This is a genomic window from Sphingomonas asaccharolytica NBRC 15499, assembly GCF_001598355.1.
GTDB classification, from domain to species: Bacteria; Pseudomonadota; Alphaproteobacteria; order Sphingomonadales; family Sphingomonadaceae; genus Sphingomonas; species Sphingomonas asaccharolytica.
Window position 1 is genome coordinate 1 of record NZ_BCYU01000047.1, and the last position, 26518, is coordinate 26518.

A 26518-nucleotide genomic window follows, 5' to 3' on the forward strand; every position below is an offset into this window, starting at 1 on the left:
TGTCCCCGCTGCGACAGGCCCTCCCCCGGCCCCTCCCGCAAGCGGGAGGGGAGAAACAGGATGGCCCGCGAGTTCGACATCATCGTCTATGGCGCCACCGGCTTCACCGGGCGGCTGGTCGCCGAATATCTCTCCGAAACCTATCCCAGCGGAGTCAAATGGGCGATGGCCGGGCGCTCGCTCAGCAAGCTCCAGGAAGTGCGCGACCTGATCGGCGCGCCTGCCGACGTCACCCTGATCGCGGCGAATTCGGACGACCGCGCCAGCCTGAAGGCGATGTGCGAGCGCGCCACCGTCGTCATCACCACGGTCGGCCCCTATCAACTCTATGGCAGCGACCTGGTCGCCGCCTGTGCCGAGACCGGCACTGCCTATCTCGACCTGTGCGGCGAGCCGGCCTGGATGCGCCACATGATCGACGCGCATCACGAGACGGCCAAAAAGAGCGGCGCGCGGATCGTGTTTTCGTGCGGGTTCGATTCAATCCCCTTCGACCTCGGCGTGCTGAGCTTGCAGCAATGCGCGATCGCCAAGCATGGCGGCCCGGCACCGCGCGTGAAATGCCGCGTACGGGTGATGAAGGGGGGATTCTCGGGCGGTACCGCGGCCAGCCTGAAGGCGACATTGACCGCCGCCGCCAGGGACCCGCGGATCGTCGCTTTGCTGACCAACCCGTTCGCGCTGACTCCCGGTTTTTCTGGACCTCACCAGCCGACCGGGCTGCTGCCCGAATATGACAAGGCAGTCGGCGCCTGGGTCGCACCGTTCATCATGGCGCCGATCAACACCAAGAATGTCCATCGCACCAACTTCCTGCTCGGCGAGAAATATGGTGCGGACTTCGTGTATGACGAGATGATGGTCGCGGGCCTGGGCGATCTCGGCAAGGCGGCGGCGGAAGCGATCGCCAAGATCAATCCGCTCGCCGGCGACAAGGGGCCCAAGCCAGGCGAAGGTCCGTCCAAGGAGGACCGCGACAGCGGCCATTACGACATATTGTTCATCGGCGAATTCCCCGACGACAGCCGGGTCGAGTGCGTCGTCACCGGCGACAAGGATCCGGGTTACGGGTCGACCAGCAAGATGATCGCCGAAGCGGCGCTCTGCCTGGTGCAGGATGTGCAAGGCGAAGGAGGCATCTGGACGCCCGGCGCGCTGATGGGCGATGCGCTGCGCGAGCGGCTGACCGCGAAGGCGGGGCTGACTTTCCGCAGCGGTTGACCACCGAAAGGATCAGCCCCTCCCTAGCCGCGGTAGAAAAACACCGCGATCACGGCGATCATCACGGAGAGTGCGACCGCCCATATCACGGCGGTCTTGCTGCGTTGCTGTTCGCGATAATGATTGGCGACCAAATCGAGCCAATAATGACCCGGCAGCGTCTCGCGCACCACCCCGGCCTTCCTCAGCTTCATCAGCTCGGCGACGTCGCCTGGACCCGGACTGAACGCGATCGCCTGTTCGGGCGCCAGCGCATGCGCCCGGATCATCGCCCGGACGATCCGCGAGCGCGTGCGCAACATCGCCGGGTGGATCGGCGGCGGTCCCGCCGGTTCCGGCTGCGGCACAATGCCGATCAAGTCGAGCTTGCCACTCATCCGCTACCCGCAAGGAATCCGAGCGCGGCACCGATTGCGACGGCGGCGCCCACCGCCAGCCCGGCGCGACGGCGGCGTGACTTGTTCCAAGCGTCATAGGCCGGGATGTCGAGCCAATAGGTGCCCGCCTTGCCGACGTGAAGTACGCCCTTTTCGATCAGTTTCTCGAGCACACGCCGCTCGATTCCGCGGCCAGGGGCATAGCCGATCGCGCTGTCGGCGGAGACGGCGTTTTGCGTCATGAAATGCGACACCAGCCGCCGCCGCGCCCGTGCCACCGCTCCTGCCGCTGCTCCTGCTGCTGCTCCACCCATAAGCCTCACTCCCCCCGGTCTTGTACCATCAACGTCGCCGCCCTTGATGGCGGATGTTGGGCGGACGGCCGCGGCGTTTCAAGACGCGTTCGGGTTTCTTGCCCGGCGACGCGGCGTAGCGCCCCTCAGGCAGTTCGAAACGCAGCGCGCCGGAGACCGGATTGGCTTCCGCCAGCCGTAATTGCAGGGCCTGGCCGATGGCAAATTCGTCGCCCGACGCCTCACCGACCAATTTCCTGGCAGCCTCATCGTAGCGGAAATATTCGCTGCCGAGGTCGCGCACCGGCAGCAAGCCGTCGCCACCGATCCCGGCGACCGTTGCGAAGATGCCGAAATTCTGCACGCCGGTAATCCGCGTCTCGACCAATTCCCCGACCTTTTCGGCGAGAAAGGCTGCGACGTAGCGGTCGATAGTGTCGCGCTCGGCTTCCATCGCCCGGCGCTCGAGCCGGCTGATCGATTCGCCGATCCGCTCCATTCCCGCCGCTTCGTCGTCGGTCAGCCCGCCCGGGCCTAGGCCATATGCAGCAACCAGCGAGCGGTGGACGATCAGATCGGCATAACGGCGGATCGGCGAGGTGAAATGCGCATAGCTGCCGAGCGCGAGGCCGAAATGGCCGTGATTGCCCGGCGCATAATAGGCCTGGGTCTGCGAGCGCAGCACCTGTTCCATCACTTGCGGGCGGAAGTCGACATCGCCGATCTTGTCGAGGATATGGTTGAACGTCTTCGGCTGGATCACCTGGCCGAGCGCGAATTTGACGCCCCAAGTCTCGAGATAATCCTTGAGCGCAACCAGCTTCTCGCGCGCCGGCGGTTCGTGGACGCGGTACATGACCGGCGCCTTTTTCGCCTCGAGCGCCTTGGCCGCCGCGACGTTGGCGGCGATCATGTAATCCTCGATCAGCCGGTGCGCATCGAGCCGCTCGCGTGGCGCCACCGACAGGATGCGTCCCATCTCGTCGAGCACCACCCGGCGCTCGGGCAGATCGAGATCGAGCGGCTCGCGTTTGTCGCGGGCCGTCGCCAGCGCGCGCCAGCAGGACCAGAGGGGCACCAACGCGCCCTCAACCAACGCGTCATCCCAGCGAAAGCTGGGATCTCGTGCCGCAGTGGCTAACGCCTCCTGGGACCCCAGCTTTCGCTGGGGTGACGCCCGCGCATCGATAGCCGCTTGCGCGTCCTCATAGGCGATATTCGCCGCGATCCGCACGACCGCGCGCGTGAAGCGCCATGATTTGAGCGTCCCGTCCTTGGCGATCTGCAAATGACAAGCGAGCGCAGCGCGGTCCTCGCCGGTCTTAAGCGAGCACACTTCCGCCGACAGGATCTCGGGCAGCATCGGCACGACGCGGTCGGGAAAATAGACCGAATTGCCGCGCCGCCGCGCCTCGCGATCGAGCGCCGAGCCGGGACGGACGTAGAAAGACACGTCGGCGATCGCGACCACGGCTTTCCAGCCGTCGGGATTCTTGGGGTCGTCGTCGGGCGCAGCCCAGACCGCATCGTCATGGTCGCGCGCATCGGCGGGGTCGATCGCAACGATCGGCAACTCGGTCAAATCCTCACGGCCATCGCCGAGCGGCTGTTTCGCGACGCGTTCGGCTTCCTCCAGCGCCTCGTCGGCAAAGCGATCGGGAATGTCGTGCTCGTGGATCGCGATCAGCGAGAAGCTGCGCGGCGCGAACGGATCCCCCAATCGCTCCGTGACACGCACGGTGATGCGCGGCGGACGGCCGGCCTTCTCGGCCAGTACCAGGTCGCCTGGTTCGGCATCGCCCGCGTCGGACACCTGATATTGCCGCCGCTCGCGTTTCTCGACACCTTCGAGCCACAGCCGATCGCCTTCGCGCCGCAGCACGCCAAGCATCAGTTCCTCGCCCTTGGCGAGGTGCTTCATCGGATGCGCGATCCAGCCCTTGCCCGCTTCTTCGGTGCGCGCCAGGATGCGGTCGCCGACGCCGAGCGCGGATCTTTTGCTCCGTTCGCGCACGCGCAGCCGCGGTACCGGCACGCCTTCGGCTTCCCAGCGTTCGGGCACGGCCCAGACATTGCCGCCATCGTCGACATCGGCAATGCGCAGCACGGTCACCTTAGGCAGCCCGCCCATCTTATGGAACGCGCGGCCCGGCGCGCTGTCGATCAGGCCTTCATCGGCCATGTCCTTCAAGAGCGCCTTGAGCGCGATCTTCTCCTGCGCGGTCAGGCCGAAGGCACGTGCGATCTCACGCTTGCCCGCAGGCGTATCGGACGAGGCGATGAAATCGAGGATCTGCTGTCGGGTGGGAAAGCCGGGTTTATGCTTTGGTTTTGCCATGTCGGGCGAAGATAAGGCGGAATCGCGCAACCACCAACCGTTCGCTTGGAGACTATCCCGAACCGGTATCTAAAAACGCGGCTCGACTTCCTTCGGCGCGACCGGATAGTGGGGCAATGGCCAACGACCTCCAGCGCTACGACCTCCTCATCGCCGGCGGTGGGATCAATGGCTGCGCGATCGCGCGCGAAGCGTCGCTGCTCGGGCTGAAGGTCCTGCTGGTTGAACGCGACGATCTCGCCAGCCATACGTCCTCGGCTTCGACCAAGCTGATCCATGGCGGCTTGCGCTACCTGGAATATTACGATTTCCGGCTGGTCGCCGAGGCGTTGCGCGAGCGCGAATTGCTGGTCCATGCCGCACCGCACATCATCCGCCCATTGCGCTTCGTCCTGCCGCAGGAGAATGCCGTGCGGCCGTGGTGGATGGTCCGCATCGGGCTCTACCTCTATGACATGCTCGGCGGGAAAATGAGCCTGCCCCGCTCGCGCGGCCTGCGTGCGTCGGACCGGGACTATACCGCGCCGCTCAAGGGCGGCCGGAGCGGGTTCGTCTACTCCGATGCCCAGGTAGACGACTCCCGCCTGACCTTGCTCAACGCGGTCGACGCGCACGCCAATGGCGCCGAGATCTGCACGCGCGTCTCGCTCGACAGCGCGCGGCGCGATGGCGATCACTGGACCGCCACCCTGTCCGACGGCCGCACGGTCGAGGCGCGCGCGCTGGTCAACGCAGCGGGTCCCTGGGTCCATCTGATGCTCAATCGCCTGGGGCTGAACGGCAAGGCCAATGTCCGGCTGGTCAAGGGCAGCCATATCGTCGTGCCCAAATTGTACGAGGGCGACCACGCTTATATCCTGCAGCTGCCCGACCGCCGCATCATCTTCGCCATTCCGTGGCAAGGCGGGACCGAGATCGGCACCACCGACATTCCGGTCGATGCGCCCGAAGACGCGAAGATCAGCGACGATGAAATCGCCTATCTGTGTCAGGGCGCGAACCATCATTTCGTCAAGCAGATCACGCCTGCCGACGTGACCTATAAATGGTCGGGCGTGCGCCCGCTCTATGACGACGGCGCGAGCGAGGCCAAGGCGGTGACGCGCGATTATGTGCTCGAACTCGATACCGACGGGGCGCCGCTGCTGAGCGTATTCGGCGGCAAGATCACCACCGGGCGCCATCTGGCCGAGGATGCGATGGCCAAGCTCGGTCCAGAACTGGGGCTGAATTGCCGTCCGGTGTCGCGCGCGCGGGTCTTTCCGGGGGGCGCCATCGCCGACTTCGACCAGTTCGTCGCCCAGGTCCGCGCGACCTGGCCGTTCCTCAGCGAGGATCGCTCGCTACGGATGGCGCATGCCTATGGCACGATGCTCGGGGACATGCTCGATGGTGTGACCGATGAAGCCGGCATGGGCGCCGATTTGGGCGGCGGACTGACCGAGATCGAGGCGCGGTGGATGCGCGACCACGAATGGGCACGGACTGCCGAGGACGCGCTGGTGCGGCGGAGCAAGATCGGCCTGCATCTCAGCGACGAGCAACGCGCTGCATTCGAAAGGGCGTGGGACACGCTGACGTGATCCGCGTCGCCGCTTTGTATCAGTTCGTTCGCTTCCCCGATCCCGACGCGATCCGGGGGCAGCTGCTGGCCTTGTGCGAAGCAGAAGGGATCAAGGGCACGTTGCTGCTAGCCCATGAGGGGATCAATGGCACGATTGCCGGGTCGCCCGAAGGGATCGACGCGGTGATCGCCGATATCCGTGCGCTGCCCGGTTGCGCCGCGCTACAGGTCAAGACAGCTACCGCCGAGACCATGCCGTTCCATCGGCTGAAAGTCCGGCTGAAGCGCGAGATCGTGACGATGGGGATGCCCGACATCGACCCGCTGACGGGAGTCGGCCATTACGTCTCACCAGCCGACTGGAACGCGCTGATCGAGCAACCCGGCACGATGATCATCGACACGCGCAACGATTACGAGGTGAAGGTCGGCACCTTCGCCGGCGCAATCGATCCGGAGACCGAAAGCTTCCGCGACTTTCCCGCCTGGGTCGCCGCGCATCGCGACGAGATTGCGGCCGCGCCGCGCGTCGCGATGTTCTGCACCGGGGGCATACGCTGCGAGAAGGCGACCGCGCTGCTCAAGGCCGAGGGGATCGATCAGGTCTACCACCTGGAGGGCGGGATCCTGAAATACCTGGAAGAGGTGCCGCCAGCCGAAAGCCGCTGGCAGGGCGAATGCTTCGTGTTCGACGAGCGCGTCGCGGTCGGGCACGGGCTCGCGCCCGGCACGCACGGCTTGTGCCGTGCCTGCCGCATGCCGGTCAGTACCGAGGATCGCCGTTCGCCGCTCTACGAGGAAGGGGTGAGCTGTCCCGCCTGCCATGGCACTCGCGATGCGGCCCAGCGTGCAGGCTATGCCGAACGCCACCGGCAGGCTCGGCTGGCCGAAGCGCGCGGCGAGGCACATGTCGGCGCGCCGCTACCGGTCAAGCCCCCGAAAAATCCAATTTAGCCAGTCATTAACCGGCCTCGTTGCATAGCCGTTCCAAGGGCAGACGGGGGCCGGACGATGGCTACGACATTTTCGCATTTTCGCCGCCGGGCGACCGACGTCAAATATGATCGGGAACCGGTCCTGTCGGTCGCCCATGCCAGCGTGAAACGCCAGCGGAAGGCCGCGCTCCATCAGCTATCGATTTACGGCTGCCGCCTAGCCAGCCGTATCGAGGCCGAGCAGGGCGAATCGCTGACCCTCCGTTTCGATCGCAGCGCGCCGATTGCCGCCACCGTGATCTGGTGCGCCGACGGGTTGATTGGCGCGCGCTTCGACCAACCGATCGAGCGCGAGATGATGCGCTCGCTGACTCTCCGCATCGGCTGAGCCGCATTCCGTCTCAGCGGTGATGCGCCGCGAAGAAGTCCCACATCAGCGCCGTGCCGTCGATTTTGCCGGTGTTGCGCGTCCCGCCTGGACGGCCGAGACCTCGGCCTGGCCAGCCATGCTCGGCACCTTTCACGATGTAGAAGTCGACGTCCGCACCGCTCGCGCAACCGGTCCATAGCTCGCGGACATAATCGGCGGCTTCGGTCTTCGTCGGGTCCCTGGTGCAGCGGTTTCCTGTCGCCCAGAATGTCGCGGCGTAGCGCGATGGTTTGTACGGCATGCCCTGCGAGCGGCGGACGATTCCCGTCGTGCTAGTCCCACCGGCGACCGGCACCTGCTCGTCCTTTTCGGCATTGACGATCAGCATCGGCACCGCCGCGACCGGTTTGGGCTCGTTGCCGAACAACGCGCCAACGAATACCGCCGCGCCGGCGATCCGATCGCCGAGTTCGATCGCCACGCGCTCCGCCATCATCCCACCGTTCGACATGCCGACGACATAGACGCGGCTGGGGTCGACCGGCTGGGTCCTCTCGAGCTCGTCGATCATCGACCGAATGAAGCCGATATCGTCGACCTTCTCGCGCATGGCATAGGCACAGCAACCGCCGGCATTCCAAGTTTCGAGCTTGCCAAAGCGCGACGATCCTTCGGGCAAGGCAAGGATGAAGCCTTCCTTCGCCGCCTTGTCGATAAGCCCGGCCGATTTGGCGACCTGCGCGCCATCACCGCCGCCGCCGTGGAGCGCGATGACCAGTGGACGCCGGCCGCCGCCGGGCGGGACGAACAATTGATAGGTGCGATCGCCGATCCGATGCGGCGCGAGCGGCCCATCGGCCGCAGGTGCGCTCGTCGGCAGCTGCAGCACGATGCCGACGATCCCCATCAACACCAATATCCAGCGCATGGTGGCCCTCCTTGCCCTCATGCGACGTTCAACGCGCGAGGGAGCGCCGCCCTTCGCGTCACGCGATCGCGATCACCGCCAAGGTAATGCGCGACAGGCAGATCAGCTTCCCGGCATCGTCAGTGATGCGGATCGTCCAGATCTGCGTCGTCCGGCCCAGCGACTCCGCCTTGGCGGTCGCCGTGACATGGCCCGACATCGCCGGACGAATGTGGTTGGCGTTGATCTCCATGCCGACCGTGACCTGCTTCGACGGGTCGAGCGTCATCGCACCGCCCATCGAGGCGACCGTCTCCGCCAGCGCGACCGACGCGCCGCCGTGCAACCGCCCGAACGGCTGGTGCGTGCGATGATCGACCGGCATCCGCGCGGACACCCAATCGTCTCCCGCCTCCAGGAATTCGATTCCGAGCAAGCCGGGCATCGAGGCCGCGCCCATCGCCGTCATCGCTGCGAGGTCGGGCTTGGTGTCGCCGAACCAGATCATTGCTCACTCCTTCCTTCGTCACCCCGGCCTTGTGCCGGGGTCCGCCGGGCGGCAGGCGAGGAGGCAGAGGCTCCATCGAATCGCCAGCGGCACCGCGGATCCCGGCACAAGGCCGGGATGACGTTTGTTAATAGGCCCGGGCGATCAACACCCGCTCGACCGCCGGGGTGCCGGTGAAGATGCACGGGCCATCAGCCGGGTCGCTATCGCGCGGCGTGTTGCGCAGGGTCAGCTTGAGCGCCTTCAACTGCGCCTCGACCTTGTCGAGGTCGGCGCCGCTCGGCTTCGACCATTGCGCCAACACCCAGCCGGGCTTCTCGACGCTATCTGCGAAGAATGCCTTGAGGCCATCCATGTCGGTAACGTCGGTCGCGATATTGCCATCCAACCGCAGCTTCGCCTGGGTGTAGAGACCGCGCTGAATCTCGGTCAGCATGGCGGCGGCCTGTGTCACGCAATCATTCTTCGTCACAACCGCGCTGTCGAGCTTGCCGTCCTCGCGATAGAGCGCGTCGCGACGGATCAGCGAGACGTTGCCGCCCGCCATGTCGCGCCCGCCGACCTCGATCACGATCGGCGCGCCTTTCTTGATCCAGTTCCAGCGCTTGGTCGTCGACTTGGTCGCCTTGAGGTCGAGCAGCACGCGCAGCGGCTCGCCGAACGCGCTCTGCTTGACGAGCTCGTCGCGGATGCCCTGGCAATAATCGATCAGCGCGGCGTCTTCGTCAGTGTCGCGCAGCATCGGCACGATCACGATCTGCCACGGCGCGACCTGCGGCGGCACGCGCAGGCCGTCGTCGTCGCCATGCGTCATGATCAGGCCGCCGACCATGCGCGTCGACATGCCCCAGCTGATCGTGTTGGCCGGCTCGAACTGCCCTTCGGCGTTCTGGAAGCGGATGTTCTGCGCCTCGGCGAAATGCGTGCCGAGAAAGTGGCTGGTGCCCGCCTGGAGCGCCTTGCCGTCCTGCATCATCGCCTCGATCGACCAGGTCTCGACCGCGCCGGGGAAACGCTCGTTCTCCGGCTTCTCGCCGGCGATCACCGGCATCGCGACGCATTCCTCGGCGAACGAGCGATAGAGTTCGAGCGCTTTGGCCGTCTCCGCTTTCGCCCGCTCGGCCGAGGCATAAGCGGCATGGCCTTCCTGCCACAGGAATTCCGACGTGCGCAGGAACATGCGCGTGCGCATTTCCCAGCGGACGACATTGGCCCATTGGTTGATCTGCACCGGCAGATCGCGCCACGACTGGATCCAGCGCGCAAAGGCAGCGCCGATCACCGTTTCCGAGGTCGGCCGGACGATCAGCGGCTCTTCGAGCTTGGCGGCGGGATCGGGCACCAGCCCGCCCTTGCCGTCGGGGATCAGGCGATGATGCGTGACGACCGCCATTTCCTTGGCGAAGCCTTCGACATGCTCCGCTTCCTTCTCGAAATAGGAAAGGGGGATGAACAGCGGGAAATAGGTGTTGTCATAGCCGAGCGCGCGAATGCGGTCGTCGATCAACCGCTGCATGCGCTCCCAGATGCCATAGCCCCATGGCCGCATGACCATGCATCCGCGAACCCCGCTCTCCTCGGCCATGTCGGCCTCGGCAATGACGGTCTGGTACCATTCCGCGAAGTTCTCGGCGCGGGTGACGGATAAAGCGTGCTTGATCATGACGCGGGCGGATAGCGCCCGCGCGCCGCCGCGTCACCCCGCCTTGTGCCGCGCCGCGGTGCGGAGCATGGCGAATTCATGGGGGATACCACGCCAGTAAACGACGACCGCGTGATGCTGGGCATCGCGATGCGGTTGCTTGCGGTGCTCCTGCTGTCCAGCCTATCCGCGCTGATCAAGGTCGCCGAGACGCGCGGGGCCAACCTCGCCGAGATCATGTTCTTTCGCCAGGGCTGCGCCGTGCCGGTGGTGCTGGCCTATATGATGGTCGCCGGTCCGGGCCTGAGCGCCGTTAGGTCGCGCGCGGTGCGCGGCCAGGTGATCCGCGCCGCGGTCGGGCTGACCGGGATGGCGTTCAACTTTGGCGCGGTCCTGCTGCTGCCACTCGCGGAGGCGACCACCCTCGCCTTCACCGTACCAATCTTCGCGACCATCCTTGGCGCACTGGTGCTCAAGGAGCCGACCGGCTGGCATCGCTGGGGCGCGGTGGCGGCAGGCTTTGCGGGCGTGCTGATCGTCACCCAGCCCGGTAGCGGGCATTTTCCGATCGGTGGTGCGTTGGTCGGGCTCACCTCGTCGGTGTTCGTTGCCTTGGTCGCGATCCAGCTGCGTCAGATCGGCAAGGTCGATGCGCCGGTGACGACGGTCTTCTGGTTTTCGTCGCTGTCGATGGTGCCGATGACGCTGATCTATCCATTCTTCGCGCACGCGCACGATACGACGACTTTCGCGGTGTTGATCGCGATGGGGCTGGTCGGCGGACTGGGCCAAATCGCGTTCACCGCCGCGCTCAAATATGCGCCGGTCTCGGCAGTGATGCCAATGGATTATTCCAGCCTGATCTGGGCGACCCTCTATGGCTGGGTGCTGTTCGACATGCTGCCGACGCCCTGGACCTGGGTCGGTGCGCCGGTGATCGTCGCCAGCGGTCTCTACATTGTCTGGCGCGAGCACCGCGTCTCGCGCCATCCCCAGGTCAGCGAGGCGATCGCGGATTAGGCGCGGGCGCCTCGTGCCTCGTCCAACAATCGGCGGGCACGCAAGAACATTTCCACCCGCGTCGCCGTGAACATGCCCAGCGCGAGAGCCAGCGCCGCGTCGGTCACCAGCATGACGTCGAAGCCCATCGCCCGGCCTTCGCCTTGCGCCGCCAATTTGATCAGCACGATCGCCATCAGGAACAGGATCGCCCAAGGCGACCCCTTCTGATTGAGCGCGTGCGTGGTCGGGTCGACATGAATTTGCATCAGCCGCCCGCGTTGCCAACCGACGGCAGCACCCACGATCAACGCCATGATGGATGCACCCCAGGCGATCGGCGTCGGCGGCTTGGCGATGAAATTGGCGGCGACGATTGCCAAATAGATTGCGGGCACGACCCACAAAGTCTCGAGCTTCAGCGGCCTCATCTGCGACATCCGCCGTGCGCGGAGCGCGAAGATCACGACGAAGACCGCGATCGGAAGCAGATATTGCAGGATTCCATTGGGTTGAACGACCTGACCGTGCATCGCGGACCCCCAGTTAAGGACGCGCGCGTCTTAGCAGGGCAAATCACCACGAAGCCAGCGCTATTCGGTCGTCATCGCCGTCGTCCGATCGGCCCGCACGACGGCGGCCGATGGGACGACGGTCCAGTCTTATTCCGCAGCTTGCGCCAGTTCCGGGTCCTTCCACACCAGCACCGGCTTGCGCGCGGCGAGCGTCTCGTCGAGCCGGCGGCGCGGGGCGAAATGCGGCGCCGAGCGCAAAGATTCGTCACCAGCCTTGGCGCGTTCCGCCACCGAGCGCAGCGCCCCGATGAACTGATCGAGCGCTGCCTTCGATTCGGTCTCGGTCGGTTCGACCAGCATCGCGCCATGGACGACGAGCGGGAAGTACATCGTCATCGGATGATAGCCTTCGTCGATCAGCCCCTTGGCGATGTCGATCGTCGAGAAGCCCTCGGGCAGCCCGTCGTCGGAGAAGATCGCCTCGTGCATGCACGGCCCCGAGGCCGCGAACGGCGCGTCGAGCGTGTCTTCCAGGCTGCGCAGGATGTAATTGGCGTTGAGCACCGAATCCTCGGCGACCTGGCGCAGGCCGTCGGCGCCGTGGCTGAGGATATAGGTCAACGCGCGGGTGAACATGCCCATCTGGCCATTGAACGCGCACATCCGTCCGAAGCTGTGCGGATGGCGGTCGCCGACGGTTTCTTCCTCAACCAGCGTGATGTGCCCGTCCGGATGGCGCTCGGTGAACGGCAAGGGACCGTAAGGCGACAATGCCTCTGACAGCACCACCGGTCCGGACCCCGGCCCGCCACCGCCATGCGGGGTCGAGAAGGTCTTGTGCAGGTTGATGTGCATCGCATCGATGCCGAGGTCACCCGGACGAACCCGCCCGACGATCGCGTTGAAGTTCGCGCCGTCGCAATAGACGAACCCGCCCGCCGCATGAACCGCGTCGGAGATGGTCTTCATCTCGCGCTCGAACAGGCCGCAGGTATTGGGGTTGGTGATCATCACGCCGGCGACATCGGGCCCAAGCCGCGCCTTGAGCGCCTCGACATCGACGCGGCCTTCGGCGGTCGCCGGAATATCCTCGACGGTGTAGCCGGCGAACGCGGCGGTCGCCGGATTGGTGCCGTGCGCCGATTCGGGAACCAGGATGACGTTGCGGTGGCCCTCGCCCTTCGCTTCGAGCGCGGCCTTGATGCACAGGATGCCGCACAATTCGCCATGCGCGCCGGCCTTGGGAGTCATCGCGACCCCGTGCATGCCGGTAAGCTCGATCAGCCATACCGCGAGTTCGTTGATCACGCCGAGCGCCCCTTGCACGGTATCGACCGGCTGGAGCGGGTGGACGTCGGCGAAGCCGGGCAGCCGCGCCATCTTCTCGTTCAAACGCGGATTGTGCTTCATCGTGCACGATCCGAGCGGAAACAGGCCGAGATCGATCGCGTAATTCTGGCGACTGAGGCGGGTGTAGTGCCGCACCGCTTCAGGCTCGGACAGGCCTGGAAGGCCGATCGGCGCGTTGCGCTCAAGTCCGCCCAGCCGCGAGGCGACCTTGGCCGGCTCAGCGACTTCGACACCGGTCGTCTCGGTCGAGCCGATCTCGAAGATCAATGCCTCTTCGAGCATCAGCGCGCGGTTGCCGGTGAACGTCGCGTCGCTCGCACGGCGCTCGGGCGTCATTTCGGGGCGCCAGCCGCTCTGATTGATGTTGCTCATGCCAGCGCCTCCTCAAGCGCGGAGGCAAAGGTCTCGACGTCCTCCATGGTGGTGGTTTCGGTGACCGCAACGACCAGCCCGTTGGCGAGGTCGGCGGCGTCCGGGTAAAGCCGCCCGAGCGACACGCCGGCGAGAATACCGTTGTCGGCCAGCGTGCGAACGATCGGTCGCGCTTCCTTCGACAGTTTCAGCGTGAATTCGTTGAAGAAGCTGTCATTGACCAGTTCGACCCCCGGTACCTTGGCCAGCCGCTCGGCGGCGGCGACCGCGCCGGCATGGTTGGTCGCGGCGAGCGCGCGCAGCCCCGCCTCGCCGAGTAAGGTCATGTGGATCGAGAAAGCGAGCGCGCACAGGCCGCTGTTGGTGCAGATGTTCGAGGTCGCCTTTTCGCGGCGGATATGCTGCTCGCGGGTGGACAAGGTCAGCACGAACCCGCGCTTGCCCTCGGCATCGACGGTCTCGCCGCAGAAGCGGCCCGGCATCTGGCGGATATACTTATCCTTGCAGCCCATCAGGCCGACATAGGGACCGCCGAACTGCAGCCCGACCCCGATCGACTGGCCTTCGCCGACGACGATATCGGCATCCATCTCACCCGGCGACTTGAGCGCGCCGAGCGCGACTGGCTCGGTCACCACCGCGACCAGCAATGCCTTCTTGGCGTGGCAGGCGTCGGCCAGCGGCCGCAGGTCGGCGGTGCGGCCGAGGATGTCGGGATATTGCACCACGACGCACGACGTATCGTCGTCGATCGCCGCGATCAGGCTGTCGATATCGGTGTCTGCGGACAAAGTCGGCAGCGCGGTTTCGAGGTGATCGCCGGTATATTTGGCCATCGTCTTGGCGACCGAGACGTAATGCGGGTGGAGCCCGCCCGACAGGATCGCCTTGCCGCGCTTGGTGACGCGCCGCGCCATGCCGATCGCTTCCCAGCACGCGGTCGAGCCGTCGTACATAGAGGCATTGGCGACATCGGTCCCGAGCAGGCGCGCGACTTGCGTCTGGAACTCGAACAGCATCTGCAGCGTGCCCTGCGCGATCTCGGGCTGGTAGGGCGTATAGGCGGTCAGGAACTCGCCGCGCTGGATCAGATGATCGACTGATGCCGGCACGTGATGGCGATACGCCCCACAGCCGAGGAAGAACGGCGCGTCACCCGCGGCCAGATTCTTCTTCGCCAGCTTCGTCATGTGGCGTTCGACCGCGAGTTCCGAGGCATGCATCGGCAGATCGCGGATCGGCCCGTCGAGCTGGGCGATCGCGGGCACGTCGACGAACAGATCGTCGATCGTCTTGGCGCCGATCGTCGCGAGCATCGCCTCGCGGTCGGGCTGGGTCAGGGGCAGGTAGCGCAATTCAGTTTCCCGTCGCCCTGGCGGAGGCCGGGGCCGCTAGGTTTTGGTCGGCGCGCTCCATCACGAAGCGGCCCCGGCCTCCGCCGGGGCGACGCCTGAAATTACAATTTCGCGACGAACGCCTCGTATTTGGCTTCGTCCATCAGGTCCTTGAGCTCGTCCGGGTCGCTCAGGGTCAGCTTGAAGAACCAGCCCTCGCCATCGGCGTCCTCGTTGACCAGGCCGGGATTGTCGGCGAGGTCGGCATTACCTTCGATCACCGTGCCGGAGACGGGCGAATAGACGTCCGACGCGGCCTTGACCGATTCGACCACCGCGGCTTCGTCGCCCTTGGTGACGGTCTTGCCCTCTTCGGGAACGTCGACGAACACGATGTCGCCGAGCTGGCCCTGGGCATAATCGGTGATGCCGACCGTGCCGATGTCGCCGTCGACATCGACCCATTCATGATCTTCGGTGAAGTAGCGCATTACTTGCTTCCTCTGACGTAGCGGTGGGGAACGAAGGGCATCGCGGTGACGGTCGCTTCATGGACCTTGCCGCGCTGGTTGAGCTGAATTCTGGTGCCGACCTCGGCCATCGCGGCGGGCACATAGGCCATCGCGATCGGCGCGCCGAGCGTGGGAGCGAAGCCGCCCGAGGTGACCTTGCCGACGTCCGACCCGTCGGCGTCGAGCACTGCAGCGCCTTCGCGGACCGGCTGGCGCCCCTCGACCAGCAAGCCGACGCGCTTGACCACCGGTCCCTGCTCGCGCTCGGCCAGGATGCGCGCGGCACCGGGGTAATTGGCTTCCTCGCGGCGGCGCTTGCTGGCGACCGCGAAGCCGAGCGCCGCCATCAGCGGCGTCGTCTCGGGATCGAGATCGTGGCCGTAGAGCGGCAGATCGGCTTCGAGCCTGAGCGAATCGCGCGCGCCGAGGCCAATCGGCTTCACTTCGGGTTCGGCGCACAGCAAGTCGGCAACCTTTTCCGCCGCGTCGGCCGGGATCGAGATTTCGAACCCATCCTCACCGGTATAGCCCGAGCGGCTGATATAGGCATCGACCCCGGCGATCTCGAACCGGCCGCCTTTCATGAACACCAGAACGTCGAGCGGATAGTCGCCGGTGACGTGCCGCTTCAGCACGTCGAACGCTTTAGGCCCCTGCAACGCCAGCAGCGCGCGATCGTCGAGATGATTGATCGTGATCTCGTCGGGCAGATGCTCGCGCAGATGGGCGATATCCTCGTATTTCACCGCGCCGTTAACGACCATGTAGATCCCGCCCGGCCAGCGGCTGAACATCAGATCGTCGAGGATGCCGCCATTCTCTGCGAGCAACAGCGAATATTTCTGCTGGCCGAGCGCCACGCCCTTCACGTCGGCGGGGATCAGCTTCTCGAGCTCGTCGTCGAGATTGTCGCCGGACAACAGCAGCTGCCCCATGTGGCTGACGTCGAACAGCCCGGCCGAGTCGCGCACCCACAGATGCTCGGCCATGATGCCTTCATACTGGACCGGCATGTGATAGCCGGCGAACGGCACCATCCGCCCGCCGCGGGCGCGATGCCAGGCATCGAGCGGGAGCGTCTGCAGTTCGATCTCGGTTTCGGCTTCGTCGCTCACCCCAGGTCTCCCGATAACAGATGACGGCGCGACAACGGCCCGTGAGGACCGATATCCGCCGCCCCCTCTGTCACGGAACCTGAGAGCTTTCACCACGCCTGACGGCGCGGCTTACCCCTTCGGTGGCACGGGAGCATCGCCCCCGCACGCTTTCCAGAGCGTCGCTGTCGACAAACGCGGTCCGTTTGCCTGAGAGATTCCGGGGCGGTTGCTCCTTCGGCGGCGGACGTCTTCCTTTTGAGAAGGGTCCACGCTCTCCCGCGTCGTCAGCGACTAGGGCAATGCTGTGACGCGGCGCAGCAACCGAGTCAATCGCGCGTTTTATTCGCGCTGCCGCGCGGTGGCGGTGCCAGCCCGCTCCCCCACCCGGCCTCCCATAGAATATCCTGATTGGGAGGCCGGGTGGGGGAGCGGGCTGGCACCGCGATACGAATTAACGCGTCGCGTTGTACTTCAGCTGGTCGTCGGTCAGCTGAAAACCGACCAGCGCCTCGAACGTCGCGCGCAACACGGCGTTGCGGACGTCGGGCGCGCTCAGCGGATCGACCGCGGCAGATTCCTTGCCAGCCTTGCGCTTTTCGGTGATGCGGCGCTTGACCTCATCCGACAGCGTCGCCGCCGAACGGTCGACGCTGGCGGTGGCCGATCCGTTGACGCTCGCCCGCGTCTGGCCGGCATCGAAATGAACGACGACGCGGCCGACATGCTTGGCGACGACGGCGTTGCCGCCCTGAACCACGGTTACGAAATAGGGCAAGGCCACGTCGCGCGCGCCATCGGCGCGGGCTCGCCGCGCGAGCACGGTGAAGGTGACGTTGGTGACGACCTGAGTGCTCTCGCCGTCATTGTTGCAGGTCGAGCGAACGTCGGTCATCGCGGCGACCACGTCGATCGCGGTGGCATCGCGGCTGGTCGCGGGATCGAAGGTGGTGAGATCGCCGGTCCCCGCAGGCACGCCGACCGTCGGGCACGGCGTGCGCACCGCGGTAACGCCTGCACCCGATTCGGAAATGTCGAGCTCGCCACGGCTGGCGCAGCCGCCGAGGACCAGCATCAGGGCGATCGGAGCGGCAAGAAAGCGGGGTGACACGAACGGCAGACCTTTTCGACACGGGAAGGGGCCGCGGCACGCGCCATGGCCCCTGACCCTACATAAAGCGGCCGTCACCATAGGGTCGCAACCCGAGCGCGGCAACAGGCGCGCGCGCGTTTCGTCGACGGCCCGCGACGGGACGAAAAGTCGTGCCTATTTGCTGGCGATGTCGCTGGACTCGACGCGATAGGTTTCGCGGACGAACGTGCGCGCGGCGGTCTGCGTCTTGAACGCATCCTGCAGCACTTCGCTCGAGACGAGCGGATAGCCCTGCGAATTGAACCGCGTCGTCCGCACGGTCACGCGGAACACGCCCTCCTCGTCTTTGGCCACAAGGAAGGGGCGAACGGGGGTTCTCGACATGACTATACTCCTGAGGGATCTAGCGGACGCCGGATGCGGGCCCGTGCGATCGATAAACGTCGCGTGAAAATCGCCCGGCCGGCGATGTCGATCGCGCCAAGCCCCGAGGACGGCACGGACCGAACGCAACGGAAAACGCTATGCCGCCGGAGCGATAAGATCGCGCCGGCGGCACAAGCAGGTAACCTTCGGGCGGCGCGCAAGACTGGCGGGACAGGTTTCAACGACCGTCCCGCCGGGGTCATCCGCGCAGCCCGGTCAGGTCAGACCGCCTGAAGGTTCACGGCCGACGACTTGCCGCGCTGGTCGTTCTCGATGTCGTACGACACGCGCTGATCGGCCTGGAGCGTCGTCATGCCGGCGCGTTCGACGGCGCTGATATGGACGAAGCTGTCGCTGCCGCCGCCCTCGGGCGAAATGAAGCCATAGCCTTTGTCAGTATTGAAGAATTTTACTTTGCCGATCGGCATGAGATATCCCTTTCAAGGATAGTAGATTGTCCGCACGCTCGTGCACGCGGAGCTAGAAGCGAGAAAGGGAAGAGTCGGCTCGGAAGCGTCGGTTTCCGTCGCCTGCGACGATAGCCCTCACTATATGGGCGTCGTGGGCGAAAAAAGCAATGATGGGTTTGCCGTGCGGCCATTTCGACAACGGATCGCTCCTCAAACCGCCTTTGCCTCAGCCGAGCAATCGCGTAGAGCGCCGGCCATGGCTTCCGCCCCGAAAAAAGCTCTCGAGCTGCTGATCGCGGCGCCGCGCGGTTTCTGCGCGGGCGTCGATCGTGCGATCCGCATCGTCGAGCTGGCGATCGAGAAATATGGCGCGCCGGTCTATGTCCGGCACGAGATCGTCCACAACAAGTTCGTCGTCGACACCCTGCGAGCCAAGGGCGCCATCTTCGTCGAGGAACTCGACGAGGTTCCCGATGGCGTCCCCGTGGTATTCAGCGCGCATGGCGTGCCCAAGGCGGTGCCGGCCAAGGCGGCCGAGCGCGGCCTGTCCTATCTCGACGCGACCTGCCCGCTGGTCAGCAAGGTGCACCGCCAGGCCGAGCGGCTGGTCGCCTCGGGCCGGCACATCGTGTTCATCGGCCATGCCGGCCATCCCGAAGTGATCGGCACGTTCGGCCAGGTGCCCGAAGGATCGATGACGCTGATCGAGACGGTCGCCGATGTGGCGACGTTCGAGCCGCGCGATACCGGGACCTTGTCGTTCCTGACCCAGACGACCTTGTCGGTCGACGACACTGCCGAAGTGGTCGCCGCGCTCCAGGCCAAATTTCCGGCGATCCTGGCGCCGCGCGGCGAGGATATCTGTTACGCGACCTCCAACCGCCAGGCCGCGATCAAGGCGATCGCCAATGCGTGCGATGCGGTGTTGGTGCTCGGCGCGCCCAATTCGTCCAACTCGTTGCGGCTCGTCGAGGTGGCGGAGCGCCAGGGCATTCCCGCTCGGCTGGTCCAGCGCGCGAGCGATTTCGATTGGGTATTTCTCGACGGCATCCGCACGTTGGGCATCACCGCCGGCGCGTCGGCACCCGAGCAATTGGTGCGCGAACTGATCGATCGGCTCGCCGAACGCTTCGATATAACCGAGCGCGAAGTCGAGACGACGCAGGAGACGATCTCGTTCAAGCTCCCGCGCGGGCTAGAGGCGGCTGCGTGACCGTCACCGTCACCCCAGCGAAAGCTGGGGTCTCTGGCAGTATTTCCTTCGGCACGATGCCAGCTTTCGCTGGCATGACGGCGTAGGATGGCAGTCTACACGCACGTTTCCGCCGAGGCGCTGGAGGAATTCCTCCTGCGCTACGATGTCGGCGAACTCGTCTCGGCAAAAGGCATCGCCGAGGGTGTCGAGAATTCCAACTATCTGGTCGACACGACCAACGGCCGCTTCATCCTGACGCTCTACGAAAAGCGCGTCGAGGCCGGTGACCTGCCCTATTTCATGGCGTTGCTCGATCATCTCGCCGATCGCGGCAACCCGGTGCCGCCGGCGATCAAGGACCGCGGTGGCGAAGCGCTGCAGACGCTCGAAGGGCGCCCCGCCTGCTTGATCAGGTTCTTGCCCGGCGTTTCGGTCAGCCATCCGACTGCGGCGCAGGCCGAGGCGGCGGGCGCGGCGATGGGGCGGATGCATGCCAGCCTGACCGAGTTTGCCCAGGTCCGCGACAATTCGATGGGCGTGCGCACCTGGCAGCCTTTGTTCGATCGCTGCGGCCGATCGCTCGACGACATGGCGGCCAATCTCCATGCCGAGGCCGGCGCCATGGTCGATCGCGTCGTGAGCGGCTGGCAAGGCGGCCATTTTCCGCAAGGCACGATACACGCCGATTTGTTCCCCGATAACGTCCTGATGCGGGGCAGTGACGTGACCGGACTGATCGACTTCTATTTCGCGTGCAGCGATGCGCGCATTTACGACCTCGCGATCATGCACACCGCCTGGTCGTTCGACGCCAGTGGGGCCACACATCATCCCGCGATCGGTGAGGCGCTGATCCGTGGCTATCACCGCACGCTGCCGCTGAGCGACGAGGAACGTGCGGCGCTGCCCGATTTTGCCGCCGGAGCCTGCATCCGCTTCTTCCTAAGCCGCGCCTGGGACTGGCTGAACACGCCGGCCGATGCGATGGTGACGCGCAAAGATCCGCTCGCTTACTGGCGGCGGCTCAAGATCTACGATCCCGGTTTCGTACGCGATTTCAAGTCGCTGGCATGACCGAATTGTCGCATGTCGAAATCGCCACCGATGGCGCGTGCAAGGGCAATCCCGGACCGGGCGGCTGGGGCGTGCTGATCCGCATGGGTGCCCGTGAAAAGGAATTGTCGGGCGGCGAGAAGCTGACCACCAACAATCGCATGGAACTAATGGCGGCCATCGAGGGCCTCAATGCGCTCAAGCGCCCGTGTCGCGTGACGCTGTCGACCGACAGCCGCTACGTGATGGACGGGCTGACCAAGTGGATCCACGGCTGGCGCAAGAACGGCTGGAAGACTTCCGATAAGAAGCCGGTCAAGAACGCTGATCTATGGCAGGCGCTGATCGACGCCGCCGCGCCCCACCGCGTCGAATGGGTGTGGGTCAAGGGTCATGCCGGGCACCCCGACAATGAGCGCGCCGACAAGCTGGCGAGCGACGCTGCTTACGCCGCCGCGAAAGGGTAGCGCCAGTTCAGCGGAGCTGAACCGCCACCCGAAATCAGCTATTGTCTTCGACCTCGGCGCCCGGACCATTGGTCTTGATCGAGTCGATGGCGTTCTTGGCCGAATCCTTGCTCGAATAGCCCTCGGTAGAGAACATCACTTCGCTGTTATATTTGAAGCGCACGCGGAACTCGCCAGCCTTGTCCTTATAGATTTCGAACTTGTGCGCCATGCGGCCCTCCTCCGTGTGATTAACGCAGGTTAGCGGCGCCCGGCACGCCGCGCTAGCGGAACCGCGCGGGGTTGTAACGATCCCGGTCTATTTCCGCGACGAGCGGATCGGGCGTGGTGCCGAGCAGCAGCGATGCCGCGACCAGGGATGCTGCCGGCGCGGTCTGGATGCCGAAGCCGCCCTGCCCCGCGCACCAGAAAAAGCCGGGCATGTGATTGTCGAACCCGTAGACCGGCAGGCGATCGGGCGCGAAGCTGCGCAAACCGGCCCAGCTGCGTTCGACCCGCTCGATCCTCCAGTCGACCACCTGTTCCAGCCGGTCGATCGCGATCGCGATGTCGATCTCCTCGGGCTGAACGTCGCCGGGCTCGCTCGGCACCTCGTCATGCGGACTCAACCATAGCCGCCCACCCGATTCCGGTTTGAAATAGAAATCCCCGCCGATATGCGCGACGTGCGGCGCATCGTCCGGCACCGGCGGATCGACGCGGAGCTGGACAAGCGCGCGACGCAGCGGCTGGATGCCGATCGGCGCGACCCCGGCGATCGCGGCAACCTGATCGACCCAGGCACCGGCGGCATCGACCAGGATCTTGGCGGCGAACGGGCCGGCCTTCGTCTCGAGCTGCCACGCATCGCCACTCCGCAACGCCGCAGTCAGCCTAGCGTCGAGCACCAATTCGGCCCCCGCCTTCTTCGCGCGCGACAGTGCGGCGGCGTGGAGCCCGGCGACGTCGATATAGGCGCAGCTCGGCTCCCACACCGCGAGAGTCCAGTCGGGGCGCAGGCCGGGAATGCGGTCGCGTGGATCGACCAAGGTCAGGTCGACGCCGGTGCCGGCGAATTCGGCCAGCATCGCGTCGATCTGGTCGCGTTCCTCTTCGCGGCCGATGTGCAGCCCGCCCAACGGCTGGAGGAACCCGCCGGCGTCGAGCATCGCGCGTGACGCCGCGGTCAGCGGCTGAATCGCCGGACCGCCATAGGTCTCTTCCCAGAAGGCCGCGGATCGTCCGGTGGCGTGATAGCCGGCGACATCCTCGGCTTCGAGGATCAGCACGCTGGCATGGGGCGCGACCTCGGCCGCGAGCGCGGCGCCGGCGATCCCGGCGCCGATGATGGCGATGTCGTACGTCATTGCTGCGCTCGTGCCGAAAGGAAGATGTCGATTTCCCCCAAGGCGCGATTGCGGACCGGGTCAACCTCGCGCAGGATTTCGTGCGCGCTTTCGTTGCCGAAGCGCACGAGCCGGGCATCGGGCAGCAACCCCGCGACTTTGATCGCATCGGCCGCGCGGACCAGTTTGTCGGCTTCGGCGACCAGCATAAGCACCGGCGTCCTGACCAGCTTCACGCGCCGGCTGACACGCAGCCGCCGAGTCGATTCGAACGCGCGTACGACCCAGCGCCAGCTCGGCGGACCCAATTTGATCTCCGGCTTCTGGTCCCACCACCACGGCTCGTCCGAATATCGATCGGGATCGTGGGTGAGCAGCGACAGCCGCGAATCGGTGGTGCCGGGCTTCTCGTTCGACTTCCAGGCGCGGCGCTGGGGATTGCCGAGTTTCATGGCGATCTCGGCGATTCGCTCGCCAAACCCGGCGCTGATCGGCGCGTGCAGCCCCATCATCGGCGCGATCAGCACTGCCGCATCAGGCTCGGCCAGCACCTTGGCCAGCGCACGGCAGACCAGATGTCCGCCCATCGAATGCCCCATGGCGACATGCGGCCCCGGCGTTGCGGCAGCCCACTCTTTCCAGAACGCGCCATAATCAGCGAGATAGGTCCCGAACCGGTCGATATCGCCGACATGGGGATCATCGGTCAGCCGTCCCGATCCGCCCTGGCCGCGCCAGTCGAACGACGTGATCGTCCAGCCTTGGTCATGCCAGTGATGGAAGGTCTCGAGATATTTCTCGAAGATGTCGCCGCGGCCACCCTGGAACAGGATCGATCCGCGCGGCGCGGGCGCAGCGGACGGCCAGTCGAAGCGGCGCAATTGCCAGCCGTCGGGGGCAGTCCAGAACGATATCGAGCTGCCGTCGGGATAGGTCCGGCGCGCGGTTTCGGAAGATACCATCCGCGCTGGTTACTTTTTAGAAAGCCATGCCGTCTAGGTCTGTGTTCCGATGGGCTGGGGAATTCTGTCTTATGTGCTCGGGGGAGCACTCGTTCTGATCCTGCTTTCGGCGGGCATCGAGGATGCGCGTACCCGAGAGATCGCCAATTGGAAGAACGCCGCGATCGCGCTGATGGCACCTGCCTGGTGGTGGCTACAAGGCTATGGCTGGGCCGATATGGCGTGGCAAGTCGGCATCGCGGTCGGCGTGTTCGCGCTGTTCGTCGGGGCTTTCCATTTCGGCTGGATGGGCGGCGGCGACGTCAAGATGATCGGCGCGCTCGCATTGTGGCTGCCCGGCCCAACTCTCCTCTTCATGCTGCTGGTCATGTCGATCATCGGCGGTGTGCTGACGCTGATCATGATGTTCGACCATTGGCGCCGTAAAGCGCCGGGTGCTGTCGAGACGCCGTACGGCGTCGCGATCGCGATGGCATCGATAGTCGCGCTCGGTGAACCGATATTTAACCACTTTGCGTAGATTAACGGCGATCAGACCGAGATCATCGCCACAACGGGGCACGAAGCGTCATGGATAGTCGGAAGATCATTTTGCTGGTGGGCGCGCTCTTCGTCGCCGCCATCACCGCGTTCATGGCGCGCAGCCTGATCGCCGGATCGAGCTCCCCGGTGGCCTCGGCCCAGGCACCCATCGCGCCGGTTCAGACCGGCACGGAGGTTCTCGTCGCGACCAAGGCGCTGCCGATGGGCACGATCCTGGATGCGACCAGCTTCAAGTTCCAGCCTTGGCCGAAAGAGCTGGTCGAGAACGCCTATTACATCCGCAAGGACGGATTCGATCCCAAGAGCTTGCAGGGCACGGTCGTGCGCTCGGTGATCACCGCAGGCTCGCCGCTGACCCAGGGGTCGCTGGTCAAGCCCGGTGACCGCGGATTCCTCGCCGCGGCGCTGACCCCGGGCATGCGCGCGGTTACCTTTCCGGTCCGCAACGAGAATTCGGTCGCCGGCTTCGTGTTTCCAGGCGACCGTGTCGACCTGACGCTGTCCCAGACCGTCGCCGGCGGCGGCGATGGTCCGCCACTCAAGGTGGCCGAGACGATCATGAAGAACCTCCGCGTGCTAGCGACCGACCAGCGCACGACCAGCGATGTCGACGATCAGGGCAAGACCGTGGTCCGCAACATCTCGATGGTGACGATCGAGGCGACTCCGGCAATCGCTGAGAAGATTTCGGTGGCACGCACTTTGGGTGACCTGTCGCTGGTGCTGCGTCCGCTCGCCGACTCGGCATCCGAGCTCGATCAGGCGATCGCCGATGGATCGGTGAAGGTGCCCGACGGCAAGGATCCGAAGGCCGAAAAGGCAATGCTCGCAACTGCCGAGACACAGCCGATGGCAGGCAAGACCACCTTCGCCACCGGTGCCGATGTGTCGCGCTTTCAGCGCCGTACCGTGCCAGGCAAGAGTGCGGAAACGACGCCAGCTGGCGGCGCTGCGGGCGTTCCGGGCGGCGCCGCGGCCAATACCGGTCCCACGGTGCGTATCGTCCGCGGGAACAACGTGACCGAGGTACCGCTCGGTCGTGGGGGGAACAAGTGATGCAAGCGACAATCGTTTTGAACCGGATCGTTGCGGCTACCGTCGCAACGGCGCTGGTAGCGACCATGCCGGTCGAAGCCGCCGGGGGTGGTCGGCAGACCACGCGCCGCGCGGCCGCCAAGGCTGTTCGCGTCGGTGGCTTGCCGCAGGGCACGCAACGGCCGACGACCGAAGTGGTGCTTTCCGTCGGCCAGGGCGAAGTCATCACCTTGCCCGCCGACGCCGCCGATGTCTGGGTCGCCAATCAGAACGTCGCCGATGTCGACGTCAGCAACCCGCGCCAGATCCGCCTGTTCGGCAAGGATTATGGAACGACCACGGTGTTCGTCACCGCGGCCAACGGCAGGGTGATCTATTCGACCAACGTGCGCGTCGGCCAGAACTTGACCTCGATCGATCGCATGCTGAAGGCCGCCATGCCGGACGCCGACATCAAGGTGATCACGGTCGGCCAGCTCGCCGTCCTGACGGGCACCGTGGCGGCGCCTGCCGATGTCGCCCAGGCGCAACAAATTGTCGCCGCCTTGCTCAACCCCGGCATCGACGTCTCCAACGCGACGACACCGTTGAAGATCGCGGTGATCAACCGCCTCCGCAGCGCGACGCCGTTGCAAGTCAATTTGCAGGTCAAGTTTGCCGAAGTTTCGAAGAGTTTCGTCAAGAATATTGGCGTCCGCCTGAAGACCAAGGACAATCCGGGCGGCGGCTTCCTGTTCGGATCGGACAACGGCAATGCCGGAACAATTACAGTCGATCCGACCACCGGCCTCAAGACCTCCAACTATCTCGTCGGCGCCCAACGTACGACGATCGCCGCGGCCGGTGCTCTTCTGGGTACCAACGTGTTGGCGGCGCTCGACCTGGGCGAAACCGATGGCCAGGTCACCACGCTTGCCAACCCGAACCTGACCGCCTTGTCGGGCGAAACCGGATCCTTCCTCGCCGGCGGCGAGATTCCGATCCCGGTCAGCCAAGGCCTCGGCGCGGTGTCGGTCGAATACAAGCAATATGGCGTCAGCCTGGCGTACACGCCGACGGTGCTGGCCGATGGCCGTATCTCGTTACGCGTCCGGCCGGAAGTCTCGCAGCTGTCTTCGGCGGGCGCGGTGACGCTCTCCGGCGTCACCATTCCCGCGCTTACCACGCGGCGTGCGGAAACCACTGTCGAGTTGGGATCGGGACAGAGCCTAGTGATCGGCGGCCTGCTGCAGAACGGCACCGACAATTCGATCGACAAGACCCCAGGGCTCGGTGACGTGCCGATCTTGGGCTCGCTGTTCCGCTCCAACGCTTGGAAGCGCAACGAAAGCGAATTGATGATCGTCATCACGCCCTATCTGGTGAGGCCGGTCAACGCCAACGAGATCGTGCTGCCAACCGATGGCTACAAGGCACCGGACGATGGCCAACGCGTTTTCCTCGGACGCCTGGGTGAAGGCACGACCGGCGGCGATCGCCCCAAGCCGACCATGGCCGTGCCGACACTAGCGGGCCCGGCGATCGGCGCCAACGCGCCCGTACCTGCGGCGCCGACCGCGCCGCAACCGAGCTCCGATCCGGCGACCGCCGACAAGAAAGCACTTCTGCCGAAGAAGTCGAAAAAGGGCGAGCAGCCCGCCACTCCCGGCTTCAGCCTGTAACGCGCGAGGAACAATCA

General features: G+C 65.4%; 28 protein-coding genes and 2 riboswitches. Of the genes, 11 read left to right on the forward strand and 17 right to left on the reverse strand.

The window, feature by feature from the left end; genetic code table 11:
• The first annotated feature begins 60 nt into the window (after positions 1-60).
• Positions 61-1221, forward strand: coding sequence for a saccharopine dehydrogenase family protein (locus SAS01S_RS13360; protein WP_066809030.1), 1161 nt, complete (start codon positions 61-63; stop codon positions 1219-1221).
• 23 nt (positions 1222-1244) lie between these two features.
• On the opposite strand, the gene SAS01S_RS13365 is transcribed toward SAS01S_RS13360, so the two are convergent.
• From SAS01S_RS13365 to SAS01S_RS13375, 3 genes are read right to left on the reverse strand one after another with little or no spacing between them, the layout of a single operon-like run.
• Complete coding sequence (locus SAS01S_RS13365) at positions 1245-1598, reverse strand: hypothetical protein (RefSeq protein ID WP_066809033.1); 354 nt, start codon at positions 1596-1598, stop codon at positions 1245-1247.
• Positions 1595-1912 (reverse strand): hypothetical protein, encoded by a 318-nt coding sequence (locus SAS01S_RS13370; RefSeq protein WP_157082815.1) that lies wholly within the window; start codon positions 1910-1912, stop codon positions 1595-1597. The genes SAS01S_RS13365 and SAS01S_RS13370 overlap by 4 nt, the downstream gene beginning before the upstream one ends.
• 28 nt (positions 1913-1940) lie before the next feature.
• Positions 1941-4229 carry a ribonuclease R family protein gene (locus SAS01S_RS13375; protein ID WP_066809038.1) on the reverse strand — a complete coding sequence of 763 codons (2289 nt, stop codon included), beginning with the start codon at positions 4227-4229 and terminating at the stop codon, positions 1941-1943.
• 116 nt (positions 4230-4345) lie between these two features.
• Here SAS01S_RS13375 and glpD point away from each other — a divergent pair, with 116 nt between their 5' ends.
• From glpD to SAS01S_RS13390, 3 genes are read left to right on the forward strand one after another with little or no spacing between them, the layout of a single operon-like run.
• On the forward strand, positions 4346-5812 hold the full coding sequence (gene glpD / locus SAS01S_RS13380) for a glycerol-3-phosphate dehydrogenase (protein WP_066809041.1): 1467 nt from the start codon (positions 4346-4348) through the stop codon (positions 5810-5812).
• The gene (trhO, locus tag SAS01S_RS13385) at positions 5809-6747 is read left to right on the forward strand and encodes an oxygen-dependent tRNA uridine(34) hydroxylase TrhO (RefSeq protein WP_066809043.1); all 939 of its coding nucleotides are present in this window, start codon (positions 5809-5811) and stop codon (positions 6745-6747) included. Before glpD ends, trhO begins: the two co-directional genes overlap by 4 nt.
• Before the next feature lie 57 nt (positions 6748-6804).
• Complete coding sequence (locus SAS01S_RS13390) at positions 6805-7116, forward strand: PilZ domain-containing protein (protein WP_066809046.1); 312 nt, start codon at positions 6805-6807, stop codon at positions 7114-7116.
• Positions 7117-7129: 13 nt separating this feature from the next.
• Here the strand turns inward: SAS01S_RS13390 and SAS01S_RS13395 are convergent, their stop codons facing one another.
• The 3 genes from SAS01S_RS13395 to SAS01S_RS13405 all read right to left on the reverse strand — a co-directional run bounded on the left by SAS01S_RS13395 (position 7130) and on the right by SAS01S_RS13405 (position 10176).
• Entirely contained in the window at positions 7130-8026 is an 897-nt protein-coding gene (locus SAS01S_RS13395; protein WP_066809049.1) for an extracellular catalytic domain type 1 short-chain-length polyhydroxyalkanoate depolymerase, read from the reverse strand.
• Between the two features lie 58 nt (positions 8027-8084).
• Entirely contained in the window at positions 8085-8513 is a 429-nt protein-coding gene (locus SAS01S_RS13400; RefSeq protein ID WP_066809051.1) for a hotdog fold thioesterase, read from the reverse strand.
• 127 nt (positions 8514-8640) lie between these two features.
• On the reverse strand, positions 8641-10176 hold the full coding sequence (locus SAS01S_RS13405; protein ID WP_066809054.1) for an aminoacyl--tRNA ligase-related protein: 1536 nt from the start codon (positions 10174-10176) through the stop codon (positions 8641-8643).
• 78 nt (positions 10177-10254) lie between these two features.
• On the opposite strand from SAS01S_RS13405, the gene SAS01S_RS13410 reads away from it, so the two are divergent.
• Complete coding sequence (locus SAS01S_RS13410; protein WP_066809133.1) at positions 10255-11175, forward strand: DMT family transporter; 921 nt, start codon at positions 10255-10257, stop codon at positions 11173-11175.
• Here SAS01S_RS13410 and SAS01S_RS13415 read toward each other — a convergent pair.
• The 8 genes from SAS01S_RS13415 to SAS01S_RS13450 all read right to left on the reverse strand — a co-directional run bounded on the left by SAS01S_RS13415 (position 11172) and on the right by SAS01S_RS13450 (position 18278).
• Positions 11172-11687: a CcdC protein domain-containing protein gene (locus SAS01S_RS13415; protein ID WP_066809057.1), complete on the reverse strand. Its 516-nt coding sequence runs from the start codon at positions 11685-11687 to the stop codon at positions 11172-11174. The genes SAS01S_RS13410 and SAS01S_RS13415 overlap by 4 nt on opposite strands.
• Before the next feature lie 129 nt (positions 11688-11816).
• A complete protein-coding gene (gene gcvPB, locus SAS01S_RS13420; protein WP_066809060.1) occupies positions 11817-13391 on the reverse strand; it encodes an aminomethyl-transferring glycine dehydrogenase subunit GcvPB in 1575 nt (524 codons plus the stop codon).
• Positions 13388-14746 carry an aminomethyl-transferring glycine dehydrogenase subunit GcvPA gene (gene gcvPA / locus SAS01S_RS13425; RefSeq protein ID WP_066809063.1) on the reverse strand — a complete coding sequence of 453 codons (1359 nt, stop codon included), beginning with the start codon at positions 14744-14746 and terminating at the stop codon, positions 13388-13390. Before gcvPA ends, gcvPB begins: the two co-directional genes overlap by 4 nt.
• Before the next feature lie 101 nt (positions 14747-14847).
• Positions 14848-15216 (reverse strand): glycine cleavage system protein GcvH, encoded by a 369-nt coding sequence (gene gcvH / locus SAS01S_RS13430; RefSeq protein ID WP_066809065.1) that lies wholly within the window; start codon positions 15214-15216, stop codon positions 14848-14850.
• Positions 15216-16352 carry a glycine cleavage system aminomethyltransferase GcvT gene (gcvT, locus tag SAS01S_RS13435; RefSeq protein ID WP_084238986.1) on the reverse strand — a complete coding sequence of 379 codons (1137 nt, stop codon included), beginning with the start codon at positions 16350-16352 and terminating at the stop codon, positions 15216-15218. The genes gcvH and gcvT overlap by 1 nt, the downstream gene beginning before the upstream one ends.
• A 57-nt stretch (positions 16353-16409) precedes the next feature.
• Positions 16410-16519: riboswitch (glycine riboswitch) on the reverse strand.
• A riboswitch (glycine riboswitch) is annotated at positions 16520-16623 on the reverse strand.
• 162 nt (positions 16624-16785) lie between these two features.
• On the reverse strand, positions 16786-17406 hold the full coding sequence (locus SAS01S_RS13440; protein ID WP_174544962.1) for a hypothetical protein: 621 nt from the start codon (positions 17404-17406) through the stop codon (positions 16786-16788).
• A gap of 192 nt (positions 17407-17598) precedes the next feature.
• The gene (locus SAS01S_RS13445; protein WP_066809068.1) at positions 17599-17808 is read right to left on the reverse strand and encodes a hypothetical protein; all 210 of its coding nucleotides are present in this window, start codon (positions 17806-17808) and stop codon (positions 17599-17601) included.
• Positions 17809-18071: 263 nt separating this feature from the next.
• The gene (locus tag SAS01S_RS13450) at positions 18072-18278 is read right to left on the reverse strand and encodes a cold-shock protein (RefSeq protein WP_066809075.1); all 207 of its coding nucleotides are present in this window, start codon (positions 18276-18278) and stop codon (positions 18072-18074) included.
• A gap of 238 nt (positions 18279-18516) precedes the next feature.
• Here SAS01S_RS13450 and ispH point away from each other — a divergent pair, with 238 nt between their 5' ends.
• The 3 genes from ispH (at position 18517) to rnhA (ending at position 20975) form a co-directional block, all read left to right on the forward strand.
• Entirely contained in the window at positions 18517-19473 is a 957-nt protein-coding gene (ispH, locus tag SAS01S_RS13455; RefSeq protein WP_066809077.1) for a 4-hydroxy-3-methylbut-2-enyl diphosphate reductase, read from the forward strand.
• A gap of 87 nt (positions 19474-19560) precedes the next feature.
• The gene (gene thrB / locus SAS01S_RS13460) at positions 19561-20529 is read left to right on the forward strand and encodes a homoserine kinase (RefSeq protein ID WP_066809079.1); all 969 of its coding nucleotides are present in this window, start codon (positions 19561-19563) and stop codon (positions 20527-20529) included.
• Positions 20526-20975, forward strand: coding sequence for a ribonuclease HI (gene rnhA, locus SAS01S_RS13465; protein ID WP_066809081.1), 450 nt, complete (start codon positions 20526-20528; stop codon positions 20973-20975). Before thrB ends, rnhA begins: the two co-directional genes overlap by 4 nt.
• A gap of 34 nt (positions 20976-21009) precedes the next feature.
• On the opposite strand, the gene SAS01S_RS22220 is transcribed toward rnhA, so the two are convergent.
• The 3 genes from SAS01S_RS22220 to SAS01S_RS13475 are packed head-to-tail and all read right to left on the reverse strand — an operon-like array spanning position 21010 to position 23262.
• Positions 21010-21186 (reverse strand): YegP family protein, encoded by a 177-nt coding sequence (locus tag SAS01S_RS22220; protein ID WP_084238988.1) that lies wholly within the window; start codon positions 21184-21186, stop codon positions 21010-21012.
• Between the two features lie 52 nt (positions 21187-21238).
• Entirely contained in the window at positions 21239-22321 is a 1083-nt protein-coding gene (locus tag SAS01S_RS13470; RefSeq protein ID WP_066809091.1) for an NAD(P)/FAD-dependent oxidoreductase, read from the reverse strand.
• Positions 22318-23262: an alpha/beta fold hydrolase gene (locus SAS01S_RS13475; protein WP_066809094.1), complete on the reverse strand. Its 945-nt coding sequence runs from the start codon at positions 23260-23262 to the stop codon at positions 22318-22320. The genes SAS01S_RS13470 and SAS01S_RS13475 overlap by 4 nt, the downstream gene beginning before the upstream one ends.
• Positions 23263-23311: 49 nt before the next feature.
• On the opposite strand from SAS01S_RS13475, the gene SAS01S_RS13480 reads away from it, so the two are divergent.
• The 3 genes from SAS01S_RS13480 to SAS01S_RS13490 are packed head-to-tail and all read left to right on the forward strand — an operon-like array spanning position 23312 to position 26501.
• Positions 23312-23782, forward strand: a complete 471-nt coding sequence (locus SAS01S_RS13480; RefSeq protein ID WP_157082816.1) for an A24 family peptidase — start codon at positions 23312-23314, stop codon at positions 23780-23782.
• Positions 23783-23832: 50 nt separating this feature from the next.
• The gene (gene cpaB, locus SAS01S_RS13485; RefSeq protein ID WP_066809097.1) at positions 23833-24861 is read left to right on the forward strand and encodes a Flp pilus assembly protein CpaB; all 1029 of its coding nucleotides are present in this window, start codon (positions 23833-23835) and stop codon (positions 24859-24861) included.
• The gene (locus tag SAS01S_RS13490) at positions 24861-26501 is read left to right on the forward strand and encodes a type II and III secretion system protein family protein (protein WP_066809100.1); all 1641 of its coding nucleotides are present in this window, start codon (positions 24861-24863) and stop codon (positions 26499-26501) included. The genes cpaB and SAS01S_RS13490 overlap by 1 nt, the downstream gene beginning before the upstream one ends.
• The last annotated feature ends 17 nt before the right edge of the window (positions 26502-26518 follow it).

Bases quoted from the DNA above. Each gene is read 5' to 3' on its own strand.
- SAS01S_RS13360 (WP_066809030.1), top strand. From the start codon at position 61: ATGGCCCGCGAGTTCGACATCATCGTCTATGGCGCCACCGGCTTCACC.
- SAS01S_RS13365 (WP_066809033.1), bottom strand. From the start codon at position 1,598: ATGAGTGGCAAGCTCGACTTGATCGGCATTGTGCCGCAGCCGGAACCG.
- SAS01S_RS13370 (WP_157082815.1), bottom strand. From the start codon at position 1,912: ATGGGTGGAGCAGCAGCAGGAGCAGCGGCAGGAGCGGTGGCACGGGCG.
- SAS01S_RS13375 (WP_066809038.1), bottom strand. From the start codon at position 4,229: ATGGCAAAACCAAAGCATAAACCCGGCTTTCCCACCCGACAGCAGATC.
- glpD (WP_066809041.1), top strand. From the start codon at position 4,346: ATGGCCAACGACCTCCAGCGCTACGACCTCCTCATCGCCGGCGGTGGG.
- SAS01S_RS13390 (WP_066809046.1), top strand. From the start codon at position 6,805: ATGGCTACGACATTTTCGCATTTTCGCCGCCGGGCGACCGACGTCAAA.
- SAS01S_RS13395 (WP_066809049.1), bottom strand. From the start codon at position 8,026: ATGCGCTGGATATTGGTGTTGATGGGGATCGTCGGCATCGTGCTGCAG.
- SAS01S_RS13400 (WP_066809051.1), bottom strand. From the start codon at position 8,513: ATGATCTGGTTCGGCGACACCAAGCCCGACCTCGCAGCGATGACGGCG.
- SAS01S_RS13405 (WP_066809054.1), bottom strand. From the start codon at position 10,176: ATGATCAAGCACGCTTTATCCGTCACCCGCGCCGAGAACTTCGCGGAA.
- SAS01S_RS13410 (WP_066809133.1), top strand. From the start codon at position 10,255: ATGGGGGATACCACGCCAGTAAACGACGACCGCGTGATGCTGGGCATC.
- SAS01S_RS13415 (WP_066809057.1), bottom strand. From the start codon at position 11,687: ATGCACGGTCAGGTCGTTCAACCCAATGGAATCCTGCAATATCTGCTT.
- gcvPB (WP_066809060.1), bottom strand. From the start codon at position 13,391: ATGAGCAACATCAATCAGAGCGGCTGGCGCCCCGAAATGACGCCCGAG.
- gcvH (WP_066809065.1), bottom strand. From the start codon at position 15,216: ATGCGCTACTTCACCGAAGATCATGAATGGGTCGATGTCGACGGCGAC.
- SAS01S_RS13440 (WP_174544962.1), bottom strand. From the start codon at position 17,406: ATGCTGGTCCTCGGCGGCTGCGCCAGCCGTGGCGAGCTCGACATTTCC.
- SAS01S_RS13445 (WP_066809068.1), bottom strand. From the start codon at position 17,808: ATGTCGAGAACCCCCGTTCGCCCCTTCCTTGTGGCCAAAGACGAGGAG.
- SAS01S_RS13450 (WP_066809075.1), bottom strand. From the start codon at position 18,278: ATGCCGATCGGCAAAGTAAAATTCTTCAATACTGACAAAGGCTATGGC.
- ispH (WP_066809077.1), top strand. From the start codon at position 18,517: ATGGCTTCCGCCCCGAAAAAAGCTCTCGAGCTGCTGATCGCGGCGCCG.
- thrB (WP_066809079.1), top strand. From the start codon at position 19,561: ATGGCAGTCTACACGCACGTTTCCGCCGAGGCGCTGGAGGAATTCCTC.
- rnhA (WP_066809081.1), top strand. From the start codon at position 20,526: ATGACCGAATTGTCGCATGTCGAAATCGCCACCGATGGCGCGTGCAAG.
- SAS01S_RS22220 (WP_084238988.1), bottom strand. From the start codon at position 21,186: ATGGCGCACAAGTTCGAAATCTATAAGGACAAGGCTGGCGAGTTCCGC.
- SAS01S_RS13470 (WP_066809091.1), bottom strand. From the start codon at position 22,321: ATGACGTACGACATCGCCATCATCGGCGCCGGGATCGCCGGCGCCGCG.
- SAS01S_RS13475 (WP_066809094.1), bottom strand. From the start codon at position 23,262: ATGGTATCTTCCGAAACCGCGCGCCGGACCTATCCCGACGGCAGCTCG.
- SAS01S_RS13480 (WP_157082816.1), top strand. From the start codon at position 23,312: ATGGGCTGGGGAATTCTGTCTTATGTGCTCGGGGGAGCACTCGTTCTG.
- cpaB (WP_066809097.1), top strand. From the start codon at position 23,833: ATGGATAGTCGGAAGATCATTTTGCTGGTGGGCGCGCTCTTCGTCGCC.
- SAS01S_RS13490 (WP_066809100.1), top strand. From the start codon at position 24,861: ATGCAAGCGACAATCGTTTTGAACCGGATCGTTGCGGCTACCGTCGCA.